The sequence below is a fragment of the Pseudomonas sp. SHLD1 genome, from assembly GCF_028640935.1.
In the GTDB taxonomy this organism is placed as follows: domain Bacteria; phylum Pseudomonadota; class Gammaproteobacteria; order Pseudomonadales; family Pseudomonadaceae; genus Chryseomonas; species Chryseomonas aestiva.
This window is the reverse complement of sequence record NZ_JAQZAD010000035.1, coordinates 132679-147901: the sequence shown is the minus strand read 5'-3', so window position 1 is coordinate 147901 and position 15223 is coordinate 132679. Positions and strand designations below refer to the sequence as shown.

Below are 15223 nucleotides of genomic sequence, written 5' to 3'. Positions count from 1 at the left end.
CTTCCAACCCTGCCTCCCCCAGAGTGCGAAACAAGCGGCGGACCGGGACATTTCCCCGCGCTCGGGGGGTCATGTATGCTTGGCGGCTCGATCAAACGCCTCTGCAGCCCTCGACACGCCCATGCACGAACACTATCAGCCCCGCGAAATAGAAGCCGCCGCCCAGTCCTTCTGGGACCAGAATCTGTCCTTCAAGGCCACCATGCGCCCGGGCCAGGAGAAGTTCTACTGCCTGTCGATGTTCCCCTACCCCAGCGGCAAGCTGCACATGGGGCACGTGCGCAACTACACCATCGGCGACGTCATCGCCCGCTACCAGCGGATGCTGGGCAAGAACGTCCTGCAGCCCATGGGCTGGGACGCCTTCGGCATGCCCGCCGAAAACGCCGCCATGAAGAACGGCGTGGCCCCGGCCAAGTGGACCTACGAGAACATCGCCTACATGAAGTCCCAGCTGCAGAGCCTGGGCCTGGCGATCGACTGGTCCCGCGAGGTCACCACCTGCAAGCCCGACTACTATCGCTGGGAGCAGTGGCTGTTCACCCAGCTGTTCGAGAAGGGCATCATCTATCGCAAGAACGGCACCGTGAACTGGGACCCGGTGGACCAGACCGTACTGGCCAACGAGCAGGTCATCGACGGCCGCGGCTGGCGCAGCGGTGCGCTGATCGAGAAGCGCGAGATCCCCATGTACTACTTCCGCATCACCGACTATGCGGAAGAGTTGCTGACCTCCCTCGACGGCCTGCCCGGCTGGCCCGAGCAGGTCAAGACCATGCAGCGCAACTGGATCGGCAAGTCCCGCGGCATGGAGGTGCAATTCCCCTATGACCAGGACAGCATCGGCGCCGAAGGCACCCTGAAGGTCTTCACCACCCGCCCCGACACCCTGCTCGGCGCCACCTATGTCGCCGTGGCCGCCGAACACCCGCTGGCCACCCAGGCCGCCCAGGGCAACGCCGAGCTGCAGGCCTTCATCGACGAGTGCAAGCGCGGCGGCGTCGCCGAAGCCGACATCGCCACCCAGGAGAAGAAGGGCCTGGACACCGGCCTGTTCGTCCGCCACCCGCTGACCGACGCACGCCTGCCGGTGTGGGTCGCCAACTATGTGCTGATGCACTATGGCGACGGCGCGGTCATGGCCGTGCCCGGTCACGACGAGCGTGACTTCGAATTCGCCAACAAGTACCAGTTGCCCATCGTCCAGGTGGTGGATACCGCAGAGGCCACCCGCGTGCTGGCCAATCCGGACGACTTCAGCCCCGCGGAATACGAGCGCTACCAGTTCGACCCGGTGCAGTGGAAGGACTGGTACGGCAGCAAGGAAGGCTTCCTGATCAATTCCGGCGCCTATGACGACCTCGCCTACGACGCCGCCTTCGACGCCATCGGCGCCGATCTGCAGGCCAAGGGCCTGGGTCAGCCGCGCACCCAGTTCCGCCTGCGCGACTGGGGCATCAGCCGCCAGCGCTACTGGGGCTGCCCGATCCCGATCATCCATGGCGACGACGGCATCGACATCCCGGTACCGGCCGACCTGCTGCCGGTGGTGCTGCCCGAGGACGTGGTGCCGGACGGCGCCGGCTCGCCCCTGGCGCGCATGCCGGAATTCTACGAGACCGTCGATCCGCGCAACGGCCAGCCGGCGCGTCGTGAAACCGACACCATGGATACCTTCGTCGAAAGCTCCTGGTATTTCGCCCGCTATGCCTCGCCGAACTTCACCGGCGGCATGCTGGACAAGGAAGAAGCCAACTACTGGCTGCCCGTCGACCAGTACATCGGCGGCATCGAGCACGCCATCCTGCACCTGCTCTATTCGCGCTTCTTCCACAAGCTGATGCGCGACCAGGGCCTGATCGATTCCGACGAGCCCTTCGAGAATCTGCTGACCCAGGGCATGGTGGTGGCCGAGACCTACTACCGCACCCTGCCCAACGGCAGCAAGGACTGGTTCAACCCGGCCGATGTCGAGGTGGAGCGCGATGCCAAGGCCAAGGTGATCGGCGCGCGCCTGAAGAGCGACGGCCAGCCGGTGGAAATCGGCGGCGTCGAGAAGATGTCCAAGTCGAAGAACAACGGCGTCGATCCCCAGGCGATGATCGACCAGTACGGTGCCGACACCTGCCGGCTGTTCATGATGTTCGCCTCGCCGCCGGACATGAGCCTGGAATGGTCCGATTCCGGCGTCGAGGGCGCCAGCCGCTTCCTGCGCCGCGTCTGGCGTCTGGCCCAGGCCCACGTCAGCCAGGGCCTGCCGAGCGCCGCCGCCCTCGGCGAGCTGTCGCCGGCTCAGAAGGAGGTGCGTCGCGCCATCCACCTGGCCATCCGCCAGGCCAGCCAGGATATCGGTCAGCATCACAAGTTCAACACCGCCATCGCCGCGGTCATGACCCTGATGAACGTGCTGGAAAAGGCCGCCCAGGACAGCGATACCGATCGCCGTCTGCTGCAGGAGGGCCTGGAGGCCGTCACCCTGCTGCTGGCCCCCATCACCCCGCACATCGCCCACGGTCTCTGGCAGCAGCTGGGCCACAGCGATGCGGTCATCGACGCCCGCTGGCCGCAGGTGGACGAAAGCGCCCTGGTGCAGGACAGTCTGCAGATCGTCATCCAGGTGAACGGCAAGCTGCGCGGCCAGATCGAAGTACCGGCCGATGCCAGCCGCGAGGCCATCGAGGCCGCCGCCCGCGCCAATGAGAACGTGGCACGCTTCACCGAGGGCCTGACCATCCGCAAGGTCGTCGTGGTCCCGGGTAAACTGGTCAACATCGTCGCCAACTAAGACACGCGAACGGAGCAGACAACAGATGAAGAAACGGATTCTCCCCGGCCTTGCGGTAGTCGGCCTGGCGACCCTGCTGACCGCCTGCGGCTTCCAGCTGCGTGGCACCGGCGAAACCCGCCTGACCGTGAACGAGCTGAACCTGACGGCGCGCGACGCCTATGGCCAGACCGTCAAGGACGTACGCGACATGCTCGAGGACGCCCATGTGCGGATCACCTCGGGCTCGCCCTACACCCTGGATCTGGGCGGCGAAGCCCAGAGCGAGCGCACCGCCAGCTACACCAGCGGCGCCCGCAGTGCCGAGGTCGAGCTGACCACCCGTCAGCCCTACACCATCATCGGCAAGAACCAGGCGGTGCTGGTCAGCGACTACCTGGAAACCCAGCGCTACTATGTGACCGACCAGAACAACATCGTCGGTTCCGAACAGCAGAAGGACCAGCTGCGTCGCGAGATGCGCCGCGAACTGGTGCAGCAGCTGGCCGCCCGTCTGCAGGCCCTGACGCCGGAGCGACTGGACAAGCTGCAGCGCGACGCCGATGCCCGCGCCGCCGCCAAGGCCGACGCCGACCGCCGCGCCCGCGAGTCCGCCCCGCCGCAGCAGTCGCCGATCGACATCCCCTCCCCCGCGCGCTAAGCGCCGCACCCGGAGCCGCAAGGCTCCGGTTTGCCATTCCGGTCCAGCATGAAACTCAACGCCAACCAGCTCGGCAAGCAGCTCCAGGGCTCGCTGGCCGCCGTCTATGCGGTCAGTGGCGATGAGCCCCTGCTCTGCCAGGAAGCCAGCGATGCCATTCGCGGCGCGGCCCGCGCCCAGGGCTTCGACGAGCGCGAGGTCTTCGACGTCGATGCCGGCTTCGACTGGGGCCGTCTCTACGAGGCGGGCGCCAGCCTCTCGCTGTTCGCCCAGAAACGTATCCTCGAATTGCGCCTCCCCACCGGCAAGCCCGGCGACAAGGGCTCCGCCGCCCTGCTCGACTACCTCGCCCGCCCGGCCGAGGACACCCTGCTGCTGATCAGCCTGCCGCGTCTCGACGCCGCCGCGCAGAAGACCAAGTGGGCCAAGGCCCTGCTGGAGCACCCGCAGGCGCAATTCGTGCAGATCTGGCCGGTGGAACTGGCGCAGCTGCCGCAGTGGATCAACCAGCGCCTGTCGCGCCTGGGGCTGGCCGCCACCCCCGAAGCCGTCGAGCTGATCGCCGAGCGGGTGGAAGGCAACCTGCTGGCCGCCGCCCAGGAGATCGAAAAGCTCCGCCTGCTCATCGAAGGCTCCCAGGTGGATGCCGAGACCGTACGCGCCTCGGTGGCCGACAGCGCCCGCTACGACGTCTTCGGCCTGCTGGATGCCGCCCTGGCCGGCGACGCGGAGCACGCCCTGCGCATCCTCGAAGGCCTGCGCGGCGAAGGCGTGGAAGCGGCCGTGGTGCTCTGGGCCCTGGCCCGGGAACTGCGCCTGCTGGCCAACCTGGCCCATCTGCAGGAAAGCGGTACGCCGCTGGAGCGCGCCTTCACCCAGGTCAAGCCACCGGTATGGGACAAGCGTCGTCCGCTGGTCGGCCGCGCCCTGCAGCGCCAGGGTGCGCGCCGGCTGGAAGCCCTGCTGCGCGAGGCCCAGGTCGCCGACGAACAGATCAAGGGCCAGGCGCCTGGCGAGGTCTGGCTGACCCTGGCCAGCCTGGCCCTGACGCTCGCCGGCAAGCGACTGACCCTGCCCAGGTCCTAGCGCTGGCGGGCCTTGTAATTCACGGCCCTTGCAATAGACTGGCGCGCCCCCATCAAGGGGGAACCCCCATCACTCGGAGCCCGCACCATGGCCAAGAAATACAGCCGCGGCCCCAACAAGGCCAAGGTCCTCGTCAGCGATCCCCGTTATCGCGCCCGTCAGGAAAAGCCCGCCAAGGGCAAAGGCAGCTACCGCCGCGAAGCCTTCTCGTTGCAAGACGAGAAGGCTTCGGTCTTTCTGGCCGCCTGAAAGCCGCGTGCAGACGCCTAACAGACGTCGGGACCCGGGCCGTGCTAAGGTGAGCTTTCCTGCCTAGACGTCCGGTGGAGACAGATGCAATTCGGGAAAACCCGCGGATTCAAGACCGGCGGCCTCCTCGCCGGAACCCTGGTCACCCTGCTGACCGCCGCCCTGGCCGCCTGCGCCCAGACGCCGACGACGCCCACCGCGGCGCCCTCTTCGCCCTCCTCGTCCAAATCCGCACCCGCGGCGAGCGCCCCCGCCTCGGCGGCCGAGGCCATGCCGCAACCGGAGGAAAGCTTCGAGCAGTGGCGTAGTCGTTTCCGCGCCCTGGCCCTGGGCCGGGGCATATCCGCCGCCACCTTCGACCAGGCCTTCGCTGGCGTGCAACCCGACCCGGCGGTGATCGCCGCCGATCGCAGCCAGCCGGAATTCACCAAGCCGGTCTGGGAATACCTGGAATCCGCCGTCTCGCCCCTGCGGGTGCGCAACGGCAAGAGTCTGCTGATCCAGCAGGCCGGGCTACTGGCTTCCCTGGAAGCCCGCTACGGCATCGAGCCGGCGCGCCTGGTTGCCTTCTGGGGCATGGAGAGCAACTACGGCAACAACATGGGCAACAAGGGCGTCATCCGCTCCCTGGCCACCCTCGCCTACGAAGGTCGCCGCCCGGACTTCGCCCAAGACCAGCTCATCGCCGCCCTCGGCATCCTGCAGCACGGTGACGTCACCGCCGACCGCATGATCGGCTCCTGGGCCGGCGCCATGGGCCAGACCCAGTTCATCCCCACCACCTACGACCAGTACGCGGTGGACTTCGACGGCGACGGTCGCCGCGACATCTGGGGTTCCACCGCCGATGCCCTGGCCTCCACCGCCAACTACCTCAAGGCCTCCGGCTGGCAGGACGGCAAGCCCTGGGGCTACGAGGTGCGGGTACCGGCCAATTTCGACTACAGCCTGGCCGACATGGGCGTGCGCAAGAGCCTGGCCGAGTGGAACGCCCTGGGCATCCAGGATCTCGGCCTGCCGCAACCGGCCGCCCAGCCGAGCGACGGCGCTTCGCTGCTGCTCCCCGCTGGCCATCGCGGCCCGGCCTTCCTGGTGTTCAACAATTTCCGCACCATCCTCAAGTACAACAACTCCAGCTCCTATGCCCTGGGCGTGGCGCTGCTCTCGGAGCGCTATCGCGACGCCGGCCAGGTCGCCGGCAGCTGGCCCACCGACGATCTGCCGTTGAGCCGCAGCGAGCGCGTCGAGCTGCAGCAGCGCCTGGCCGCCCTGGGGCTGGACCCGGGCAGCGCCGACGGCATCATCGGCGCCAACACCCGCAAGGCCATCCGCGCCTACCAGCAGTCCCAGGGCTGGCCGGCCGACGGCTATCCCAACCATCAGCTGCTGGACAAACTGCGCGGCTGAGCCCTGGCGACGACCCGTCCCTTAGCCAGGGACGGGTCGTCGAGCTTCAGCCGTATCGCTTTTCCCCGCCAGCACCTCCAGCAAGGCCGCTGCCGCCGGCGACAGCTCGTTGGAGTCCCGGCAGCCCACCACCAGTTCGCGATGCGCCCAGGCATCGCGCAGCGGATGGCTGGCCAGCGCCACGCCCGGTCCTACCCGGAGCAGACTCGCGGCCGGCAGGATCGCCACGCCCAGGCCGCGAGCGACCAGGGCACAGGCCTGGATCGGACTCGGTACCCGAATGCGGATCGCCAGCTCCCGGCCCCACTGCGCCGCCTGGGTTTCCACATGGAGCTGCAAGGCATTGCCGCGAGACAGGCCGACGAAGGGCTGCTCGAGCAGTCGCGCGAAATCGACCGACTCGCCATCCTGCAAAGGCACGCTACCCGGCGCGGCGACCAGCACCAGGGGATCATCGCGAAAGGGCCGGATCTGCAAATCCTCCAAACCCGGCGCCGCCAAAAAAATTCCCAGGTCGGCGCGACCTTCGCGGAGCGCCAGCACGATGCGTGAGCTGGGCAGCTCCTCGACTTCCACGTCCACCCTGGGCTGCGCCTGGAGGAAAGCGGCCAGGGGTTCATCCAGATGTTCCATCACCGCGGCACCGTTGCCCAACAGCCGCACCCGTGCACGGCTGTCCGCCACCGCGCCAGCGAGGTCCTGGTCCATTTCTTCCAGCCGCAACAGGATCGCCCGGGCATGGCGCTCCAGGCTCAGCCCAGCCGGCGTGGGGCGTACGCCACGCGCGTGGCGGATCAGCAGCGGCGTGCCCAGGCTGTCTTCCAGGGCCTTGATGCGGGCGCTGGCGGAAGGCAGTGCCAAGTGGCTCCGTTCGGCGCCCAGGGTGATGCTGCGCGCTGCCACGACGTGGAGAAACAGACGCAGGTCGAGCAGGTCGTAGCGCATCGCCGGAGAGCCTCTGTGCCGACCGTAGGCAGCCTTCGCCAATCCCGGCTTCTCACCTGCGGTCCTGAAATCCATGGTAACGCCTCCACCCGAGGAGGCGACCATGACCCTGCTGCTCTGTACCCTGATCTTCGTGCTCGCGGGTCTGACCAAGGGCGTACTGGGCCTGGGCCTGCCCACCGTCGCCATGAGCCTGCTGGCACTGCTGATGACGCCAGCCGAAGCCGCCGCCCTGCTGCTGATCCCCTCCCTGCTCACCAATGTCTGGCAATTCTGCGCCGGTCCCTCGCCCTGGCAGACGTTCAAACGCCTGTTGCCGCTGCAACTGGCACTGGTGCCGGGCACCCTGCTCAGCATCCCGCTACTGACCGGGAGCCATAGCGCCGGACTCGCCGCCGCGCTCGGTGCGGTGCTGATCGCCTATGGCCTGATCGGCTGGACGGGCCGGCGCCTGCCCGCGCCAGGTCGTTGTGAAGGGAAGGTCGCTCCGCTGGTGGGTTTCGTCACGGGGCTCATCACCGGCATGACCGGCGTCTTCGTGCTGCCGGCGGTGCCCTATCTGCAGAGCCTTGCGCTGGAAAAGGAACAGCTGATCGAGGCCCTGGGGTTGAGCTTCACCGTCGCCACCCTGGCGCTGCTGGTGGGCCTCTGGTGGCAAAACGGACTGGCGGTCGAGCGCCTGGGTGCTTCCAGTCTGTTGCTGCTACCGGCCCTCCTGGGCATGGGGCTGGGCCAGCGTGTGCGCCAGCATCTCGATGAGCGCCTGTTCCGCCGGCTGTTCTTTGCTGGATTGCTGCTATTGGGCGCCTACACCGTCCTGCATTATCTGCTGCGCCTGGGCTATCTTGGCTGAATCCGTCACAGTGCTGTCAGGTCCAGCCGGTGTAGGCTGCACCTTCGACGGGCAGCACGGTCTATGGGCGTGATTGAAGGGTCGCCGTGCCATGGTGCCCCTTCGACCCGGCCTTGTGCCTGACCGCTGCCCTTTTCCGACGTATACAGGACGCTTTCATGACGCTCGCTCCCAACGCAGGACGCCTCCCCGACGAGAATACTCTGACCCACCTGCCGCGCCTGGTGGCACGCTACTACAGCGATCGCCCCGACCCCAGCGATCCGGGTCAGCAGGTCGCCTTCGGCACCTCCGGGCACCGCGGTTCCTCGCTCAAGGGCAGCTTCAACGAGTGGCACATCCTCGCCATCACCCAGGCCATCTGCGAATACCGCAAGGCCCAGGGCGTCGACGGCCCGCTGTTCATGGGCATGGACACCCATGCGCTGTCCGAGCCGGCCTTCATCTCCGCCCTGGAAGTGCTCGCCGCCAACGGCGTGGAAGTGCGCATCGACGCCGGTTGCGCCGAGACCAATGGCGAGCCGGGCTATACGCCCACCCCGGCGCTGTCCAACGCCATCCTCGAATACAACGCCGGCCGCAGCTCGGGCCTGGCCGACGGCATCGTCATCACCCCGTCGCACAATCCGCCGGCCGACGGCGGCTTCAAGTACAACCCCACCAATGGCGGCCCGGCCGACACCAACGTCACCAAAAGCATCCAGGACCGCGCCAATGCCCTGCTGGCGGCCGGTCTCGACGGCGTCAAGCGGATGGATTACCGCCAGGCGCTCAAGGCCGGCACCACCCATAAATTCGACTTCCTCGACAGCTATGTCGGCGGCCTGGGCCAGGTCATCGACCTGGACGCCATCCGCGGCTCCGGCCTGACCTTTGGCGTCGATCCCCTCGGCGGCGCCGGGGTGCACTACTGGCCGCGCATCGCCGAGCGCTATGGCCTGCCGCTGGAAGTGCTGTCCACCCGCGTCGACCAGACCTTTCGCTTCATGCGCCTGGACTGGGACGGCAAGATCCGCATGGACTGCAGTTCGCCCCACGCCATGGCCGGCCTGATCGAGAACAAGGACAGATTCGACGTCTCCTTCGCCTGCGACACCGACCATGACCGCCACGGCATCGTCGCCCGCTCGGTGGGCCTGCTCAATCCCAACCACTACCTGGCGGTGGCCATCGAATACCTCTTCACCCACCGTCCGCAGTGGAGCCAGCAGGCCGGTATCGGCAAGACCCTGGTGTCTTCCTCGATGATCGACCGCGTGGCCCAGGGCATTGGCCGCCAGGTGGTGGAAGTGCCGGTAGGCTTCAAGTGGTTCGTCGATGGCCTGCTCGACGGCAGCCTGGGCTTCGGTGGCGAGGAATCCGCCGGCGCGTCCTTCCTGCGCAAGGCCGGCGGCGCCTGGTCCACCGACAAGGACGGCCTCATCCTCGGCCTGCTGGCCGCGGAGATCACCGCCGTGACCGGCAAGGACCCGGGCGAGCGCTACCAGGCGCTGACCGAGCGTTTCGGCGCCCCGGTCTACCAGCGCATCGACGCCGCCGCCGACCGCGAGCAGAAGGCCCGCCTCGGCAAGCTGTCCGCCGCCCAGGTCACCGCCAAGGAGCTAGCCGGCCAGCCGATCACCGCCATCCTTACCGAGGCGCCCGGCAACGGCGCCGCCATCGGTGGCCTCAAGGTGGTCACCGAGAACGGCTGGTTCGCCGCCCGGCCTTCGGGTACCGAGGACGTCTACAAGATCTACGCCGAGAGCTTCGAGGGCGAAGCCCACCTGGGTCGTATCCAGGAAGAAGCCAAGGCGCTGGTGGATGGCGTGCTGCGCGGCTGATGGCACGTGCCCTCTCCCTCGGGGAGAGGGCTGACAGCAGATCACCAGGGATGAAGTTTTTCCATCCGCAAAAAAAGGGCAGCCCGTGGCTGCCCTTTTCTATTGCGACGCGAGGATCAGCTGATCTTCTTGGCGCCGTGCGCCTGCTGGTCGGCATGGTACGAAGAACGCACCAGGGGACCGGAGGCGACGTTCTTGAAGCCCATCCTGGCGCCTTCCTCGGCAAACCAGGCGAAGGTATCCGGGTGGACGAAACGCTGCACCGGCAGGTGGTTGCGCGAAGGCTGCAGGTACTGGCCGAGGGTCAGCATGTCGATCTCGTGCTCGCGCATGCGCTGCATGACCTCGATGACTTCCTCGTCGGTCTCGCCCAGGCCCAGCATCAGGCCGGACTTGGTCGGCACGTGGGGCACGCGCTTCTTGAAGTTCTGCAGCAGGTCCAGCGACCACTCGAAGTCCGAACCCGGGCGCGCGGCCTTGTACAGGCGCGGCACGGTCTCCAGGTTGTGGTTGAAGACATCCGGCGGCTCCTGCTCGGTGATGGCCAGGGCGACGTCCATGCGACCGCGATAGTCGGGCACCAGGGTCTCCAGCTGGATGCCGGGGGTCAGCTTGCGGATCTCGCGCAGGCAGTCGACGAAGTGCTGGGCACCGCCGTCGCGCAGGTCGTCGCGGTCCACCGAGGTGATGACTACGTACTTCAGACCCAGGTCGGCGATGGCCACCGCCAGATTCTTCGGCTCGTCCACGTCCAGCGGCTTCGGTCGGCCATGGCCGACGTCGCAGAAGGGGCAGCGACGGGTGCAGATGTCACCCATGATCATGAAGGTGGCGGTGCCACCGGAGAAGCACTCGCCCAGGTTGGGGCAGGAGGCCTCTTCGCAGACACTGTGCAGCTTGTGCTTGCGCAGCAGCTGCTTGATGCGCTCGACCTCGGGGGTGACCGGGATGCGCACGCGGATCCAGTCCGGCTTGCGCGGCAGCTCCTCGGTGGGAATGATCTTTACCGGGATGCGTGCGACCTTTTCGGCGCCGCGCAGCTTGACGCCGGCTTCCACCTTGCTGGGGCGGGCGGGCGGGGTAAGGGTCTGGACGCTGTCTTGTACTGTAGTGGTCATGTCAATCCGATTCCAGGGTGATCGGTTCGGGGTAGCCCAGGCGCAGACTCAGGTGACGGACCAGAGACTCGCGGACCTCGTCGAAAGCTAGTGGCCCGGTCACCAGATCGCGGAGCTGGGTCATGGCCAGGCCGGCATAACCGCAGGGGTTGATCCGGCGGAAGGGTGCCAGATCCATGTCAACGTTGAGCGCCAGGCCATGGAAGGACCGGCCATTGCGGATGCGCAGGCCCAGGGAGGCGATCTTGGCGCCATCCACGTAGACACCCGGCGCATCGGCCCGGGCCGCGGCCTGCACGCCCCAGTCGGCGAGCAGCGCGATCAGGCTGTCCTCCATGGCGCTGACCAATTCTCTCACGCCCAGGCCCTTGCGGCGAACATCCAGCAGCACATAGGCGATGAGCTGACCGGGACCATGGTACGTGACCTGGCCGCCGCGATCGACCTGCACCACCGGAATGTCGCCCACGGCGAGCAGGTGCTCGGGCTTGCCGGCCTGCCCCTGGGTGAAGACCGCAGGGTGCTGCAGCAACCAGAGTTCGTCGGGGGTCGCGGGGCCGCGCTCGTCGGTGAAGCGGCGCATGGCCTCCAGGGTCGCCTCGTAGGGCCGCAGGCCCCAGCGGCGCACGCCCAGGCTGGCCGGGGCGGGAGTGCTCATCAGATCACCATGTGCACGCGGCCGGTGGCGCGCAGATCCTGGTGGATGGCCTGCAGCTGATCCACGCCGGTGGCGGTGATGAGCACCTGCACGGAGAGGAAACGGCCGTTACGACTGTCGCGGGTCACCAGGGTATCGCGATCCAGATCCGGGGCATGGCGCTGGACGATGTCGAGCACCAGCTCGGCGAAGTCGGCACCGGCATCGCCAATCACCTTGATGGGATAGCGCGGGCAGGGAAATTCGATCTTTGGGGGTTGAACGTCTTCGGTCATGCGGACTTCCAGGCCGATCGCTGTCGGCAGGGGGTGAAAGGCCCGCAGATGCGGGCCTTTGCAGGGTGACGGATCAGTTGAACAAGCCGTAGAAGAACAGGCGAATGCTATCCCACAGGCGACGGAAGAGGCCACCCTCCTCGACCGGCTGCAGGGCAACCAGGTCGGCGGTGTGCACCACCTTGTCATCCAGCTTCACCTCGACCTTGCCGATCACCTGGCCCTGGGCGATGGGTGCGATCAGCTGCGGATTGAGCACCATCTCGGCGTGCAGCTTCTTGGCCTGGCCGCGCGGCAGGGTCATGGTCAGGTCGTTGGCCAGACCGGCCTGGACCTCGCGGGTGTCGCCTTTCCATACCGGCGCCTTGGCCAGCTCGGTGCCCTTCTTGTAGAAGGACTGGGTTTCGAAGAAGCGGAAACCGTAGGTCAGCAGCTTCTGGGTCTCGGCGGCACGGGCCTGCTCGCTGTTGGTGCCGAACACCACGGCGACCAGGCGCATGCCATCGCGCACGGCCGAGGCCACCAGGCAGTAGCCGGCTTCGTCGGTGTGGCCGGTCTTCAGGCCGTCGACGGTCTTGTCGCGCCACAGCAGCAGGTTGCGGTTGGGCTGCTTGATGTTGTTCCAGAAGAATTCCTTCTGGGAGTAGATGGCGTAGTGCTGGGCATCGGCGTTGATGATGGCGCGCGCCAGGATGGCCATGTCATGGGCCGAGGAATAGTGGTTCGGATCCGGCAGGCCGGTGGCGTCCATGAAGTGGGTGTTCTGCATGCCCAGCTTCTGCGCGGTGGTGTTCATCATGTCGGCGAAGGCGTCTTCGCTGCCGGCGATGTGCTCGGCCAGGGCGACGCTGGCGTCGTTGCCGGACTGGATGATGATGCCGTGCAGCAGGTCACCGACCGACACCTGGGTGCCGACCTTGATGAACATCCGCGAACCGCCGGTACGCCAGGCGTGCTCGCTGACCGTGACCATGTCCGATTCCTTGATGCGACCCCGGTTGATTTCCAGGGTGGCGATGTAGGCGGTCATCAGCTTGGTCAGGCTGGCCGGCGGCAGGCGCTGGTCGGAGTTGGATTCGGTGAGCACGGCGCCGCTGTTGGCATCCATGAGAATCCAGGCCTTGGCGGCCAGTTGGGGCGCTGCCGGAACCATTGTCTCGGCCGCCCAGACGGCCGGGACACAGGCGATCGTTACTAGGAGGAGCAGGCGTCGAGCGAGTTTTGCGATTGTCATCCGAATCTCTGAAAGGTTGGGGTATGGCAGGAGCAGCGGACCCAGACCGCTCGGTCCACGTCGATCCGCGCGAGGCGGATCACGACGGCTGGGACCGGCGACTGGGCGTCATGAAGCATCCCTGCTTCAATCCGGTTGCACGAGAGACGCCTGACCCAGGCGGGCCACGCGTACGCTGTTCTGGAGCTGGGAGACCTCAGCCGGCTGGACCGGTCCGAGGCGGACCCGATGCAAGGTCTGCTGGTTGCGCACCGTCGAACTGACGAACACCGGGGCACTGGTCAGGTCGCTGAGCTTGTCCTTGAGCAATTCCGCAGCGTCCGGATTGGCGAAGGCCGCCACCTGCAGATAGAGCCCAGCGGCTGGGGCAGAAACGTTTTTTTTTGCGTCGACGGCCGCGGGCGTCACCGGCTCGGCATGCTGGTTGACCGGCGGCGTATAGGTCTCGATGGCGCCGAAGGTCTGGGTCTCGGTGGTCTTCTGGGCCACCGGCGCCTGGCGCGGCTGGGCCAGCACCATGGGCACCGCCTGGCCGCGCTGGGCCCAGTACTGCTGCGGATCGATGCCTTCGACGCTGACCCGGGCAGTACCGATCTCGGCATAGCCGAGTTTCTTGGCGGCGGCGAAGGACAGGTCGATGACCCGGTCGGAATAGAAGGGACCGCGGTCGTTGACGCGCAGGATCACGCTGCGGCCGTTGTCCAGGTTGGTGACCCGCACATAGCTGGGCAACGGCAGGGTCTTGTGCGCCGCAGTCATGCCGTAGAGGTCGTAGGTCTCGCCGTTGGCGGTGGCCTGACCGTGAAACTTGGTGCCGTACCAGGAGGCGGTGCCGGTCACGCGGTAGTTGCGCGAATCGGTCAGCGGGAAATAGGTCTTGCCCAGCACGGTATAGGGATTGTTCTTCAGCGGCCCGTTGTAGGGCATGGGCACGGCGTCGGGGATCCGGCTGACGTCCACGTCCCACCAGGGCGCGCCGTCACGGTGCGGACGCAGGTAGCCACCCGGCCCGGCGACGCCCTTGCTGGTCGGCTTGGGCGCCTGGCTGGAGCAGCTCACCAGCAGCAGGCCGAGGCCCAGGCAGCCGGCCAGGCGCGCCAGGGCAGTCAGGCGCATCACGGCTTGGCACCCTCGGCGGCATGGCGCTCGGCGATGGCGTTCGCCAGATCGGTCACCGCCATGGCGTACATGACGCTGCGGTTGTATCGGGTAATGGCGTAGAAATTGGGCAGGCCCATCCAGTACTCCGGTCCCTTGTCTCCGTCGAGGCGGAACGAGGTTACACGCAAATCGTCACGCAGGGCAGGGTCTTGGGCGTTCCAGCCCAGGGCGCGCAGCTCGGCGACGCTCTTGACCGGCTCGATGCCGGCCACCACGCCCTCCTCCACCCGCTCGCCACTGACCTGGGCGCGGATGGCGGTCGGTCCGCAGCCGGACCAGCCGTGGCGCTTGAAGTAGTTGGCCACGCTGCCGATGGCGTCGGTGGGATCGGACCAGATGTTGATGTGGCCGTCGCCGTCGAAGTCCACCGCATAGGCGCGGAAGCTGCCCGGCATGAATTGCGGCAGGCCCATGGCGCCGGCGTAGGAACCGGTGAGGCTGAGCGGATCGACCTGCTGTTCGCGGGCCAGCAGCAGGAATTCGCGCAGCTGGCTGCGGAAGAAGGGCGCGCGTGGCGGATAGTCGAAGGCCAGGGTCGAGAGCGCATCCAGCACCCGGTAGTTGCCGGTGTTGCGACCGTAGAAGGTTTCCACGCCGATGATGGCGACGATGAACTGGGCCGGCACGTCGTATTCGCGCTCGGCGCGGGCCAGGGCTTCCTCGTGGGCCTTCCAGAAGTCGACGCCCTGGGCGATGCGCCGATCGGTGATGAAGATGGGCCGGTATTCGCTCCAGGGCTTGACCCGCTCGGCCGGTCGCGAGATGGCATCGAGGATGGCCTGCTTGCGCTCGACCTCGCCGAACAGCGCCTGCAGCTGTTCCGGAGCGAAGCCATAGCTCTGACTCATCTCGGCGATGAAGTCGCGCGTCAGCGGTGCCGCGTCGTAGTCACCCGCGACGACGCCGGTCGTCACGCCCATCGCACCCGCGAGCCCGAGGCTCAGCAGGCAGCGACGCATCCATCCCATTGTCGGCATCTAACCCTTCTT

Annotated in this window: 14 protein-coding genes; 7 read left to right on the top strand and 7 right to left on the bottom strand. The window is 67.1% G+C overall.

Annotated elements, in window-relative coordinates:
• Positions 1-121 precede the first annotated feature (121 nt).
• The 5 genes from leuS (at position 122) to PVZ77_RS24300 (ending at position 6167) form a co-directional block, all read left to right on the top strand.
• Entirely contained in the window at positions 122-2785 is a 2664-nt protein-coding gene (gene leuS, locus PVZ77_RS24320) for a leucine--tRNA ligase (RefSeq protein WP_273808598.1), read from the top strand.
• 25 nt (positions 2786-2810) lie between these two features.
• Positions 2811-3425 (top strand): LPS-assembly lipoprotein LptE, encoded by a 615-nt coding sequence (locus PVZ77_RS24315; RefSeq protein WP_273808596.1) that lies wholly within the window; start codon positions 2811-2813, stop codon positions 3423-3425.
• A gap of 48 nt (positions 3426-3473) precedes the next feature.
• Positions 3474-4511: a DNA polymerase III subunit delta gene (holA, locus tag PVZ77_RS24310; RefSeq protein WP_273808594.1), complete on the top strand. Its 1038-nt coding sequence runs from the start codon at positions 3474-3476 to the stop codon at positions 4509-4511.
• An 87-nt stretch (positions 4512-4598) separates the two neighbouring features.
• Complete coding sequence (gene arfA, locus PVZ77_RS24305) at positions 4599-4760, top strand: alternative ribosome rescue factor ArfA (protein WP_007159657.1); 162 nt, start codon at positions 4599-4601, stop codon at positions 4758-4760.
• 84 nt (positions 4761-4844) lie between these two features.
• Positions 4845-6167, top strand: coding sequence for a lytic murein transglycosylase (locus PVZ77_RS24300; protein WP_273808593.1), 1323 nt, complete (start codon positions 4845-4847; stop codon positions 6165-6167).
• A 21-nt stretch (positions 6168-6188) separates the two neighbouring features.
• On the opposite strand, the gene PVZ77_RS24295 is transcribed toward PVZ77_RS24300, so the two are convergent.
• Entirely contained in the window at positions 6189-7187 is a 999-nt protein-coding gene (locus tag PVZ77_RS24295) for a LysR family transcriptional regulator (RefSeq protein ID WP_273808592.1), read from the bottom strand.
• Positions 7188-7215: 28 nt separating this feature from the next.
• Between PVZ77_RS24295 and PVZ77_RS24290 the strand changes: the two genes are divergently transcribed.
• The gene (locus PVZ77_RS24290; protein ID WP_273808591.1) at positions 7216-7965 is read left to right on the top strand and encodes a sulfite exporter TauE/SafE family protein; all 750 of its coding nucleotides are present in this window, start codon (positions 7216-7218) and stop codon (positions 7963-7965) included.
• 158 nt (positions 7966-8123) lie between these two features.
• Complete coding sequence (gene pgm / locus PVZ77_RS24285) at positions 8124-9788, top strand: phosphoglucomutase (alpha-D-glucose-1,6-bisphosphate-dependent) (protein ID WP_273808590.1); 1665 nt, start codon at positions 8124-8126, stop codon at positions 9786-9788.
• A gap of 116 nt (positions 9789-9904) precedes the next feature.
• Here pgm and lipA read toward each other — a convergent pair whose 3' ends face one another.
• From lipA to mltB, 6 genes are all read right to left on the bottom strand, one after another.
• The gene (gene lipA / locus PVZ77_RS24280; RefSeq protein ID WP_187978593.1) at positions 9905-10906 is read right to left on the bottom strand and encodes a lipoyl synthase; all 1002 of its coding nucleotides are present in this window, start codon (positions 10904-10906) and stop codon (positions 9905-9907) included.
• Between the two features lies 1 nt (position 10907).
• Positions 10908-11564 (bottom strand): lipoyl(octanoyl) transferase LipB, encoded by a 657-nt coding sequence (gene lipB, locus PVZ77_RS24275; protein WP_183631280.1) that lies wholly within the window; start codon positions 11562-11564, stop codon positions 10908-10910.
• Positions 11564-11839 carry a DUF493 domain-containing protein gene (locus PVZ77_RS24270; protein ID WP_273808586.1) on the bottom strand — a complete coding sequence of 92 codons (276 nt, stop codon included), beginning with the start codon at positions 11837-11839 and terminating at the stop codon, positions 11564-11566. Before PVZ77_RS24270 ends, lipB begins: the two co-directional genes overlap by 1 nt.
• 73 nt (positions 11840-11912) lie before the next feature.
• Entirely contained in the window at positions 11913-13073 is a 1161-nt protein-coding gene (locus tag PVZ77_RS24265) for a D-alanyl-D-alanine carboxypeptidase family protein (protein ID WP_133863156.1), read from the bottom strand.
• Between the two features lie 126 nt (positions 13074-13199).
• Positions 13200-14189 carry a septal ring lytic transglycosylase RlpA family protein gene (locus tag PVZ77_RS24260; RefSeq protein WP_273808867.1) on the bottom strand — a complete coding sequence of 330 codons (990 nt, stop codon included), beginning with the start codon at positions 14187-14189 and terminating at the stop codon, positions 13200-13202.
• The gene (mltB, locus tag PVZ77_RS24255; RefSeq protein ID WP_443218064.1) at positions 14189-15193 is read right to left on the bottom strand and encodes a lytic murein transglycosylase B; all 1005 of its coding nucleotides are present in this window, start codon (positions 15191-15193) and stop codon (positions 14189-14191) included. Before mltB ends, PVZ77_RS24260 begins: the two co-directional genes overlap by 1 nt.
• Between the last annotated feature and the right edge of the window lie 30 nt (positions 15194-15223).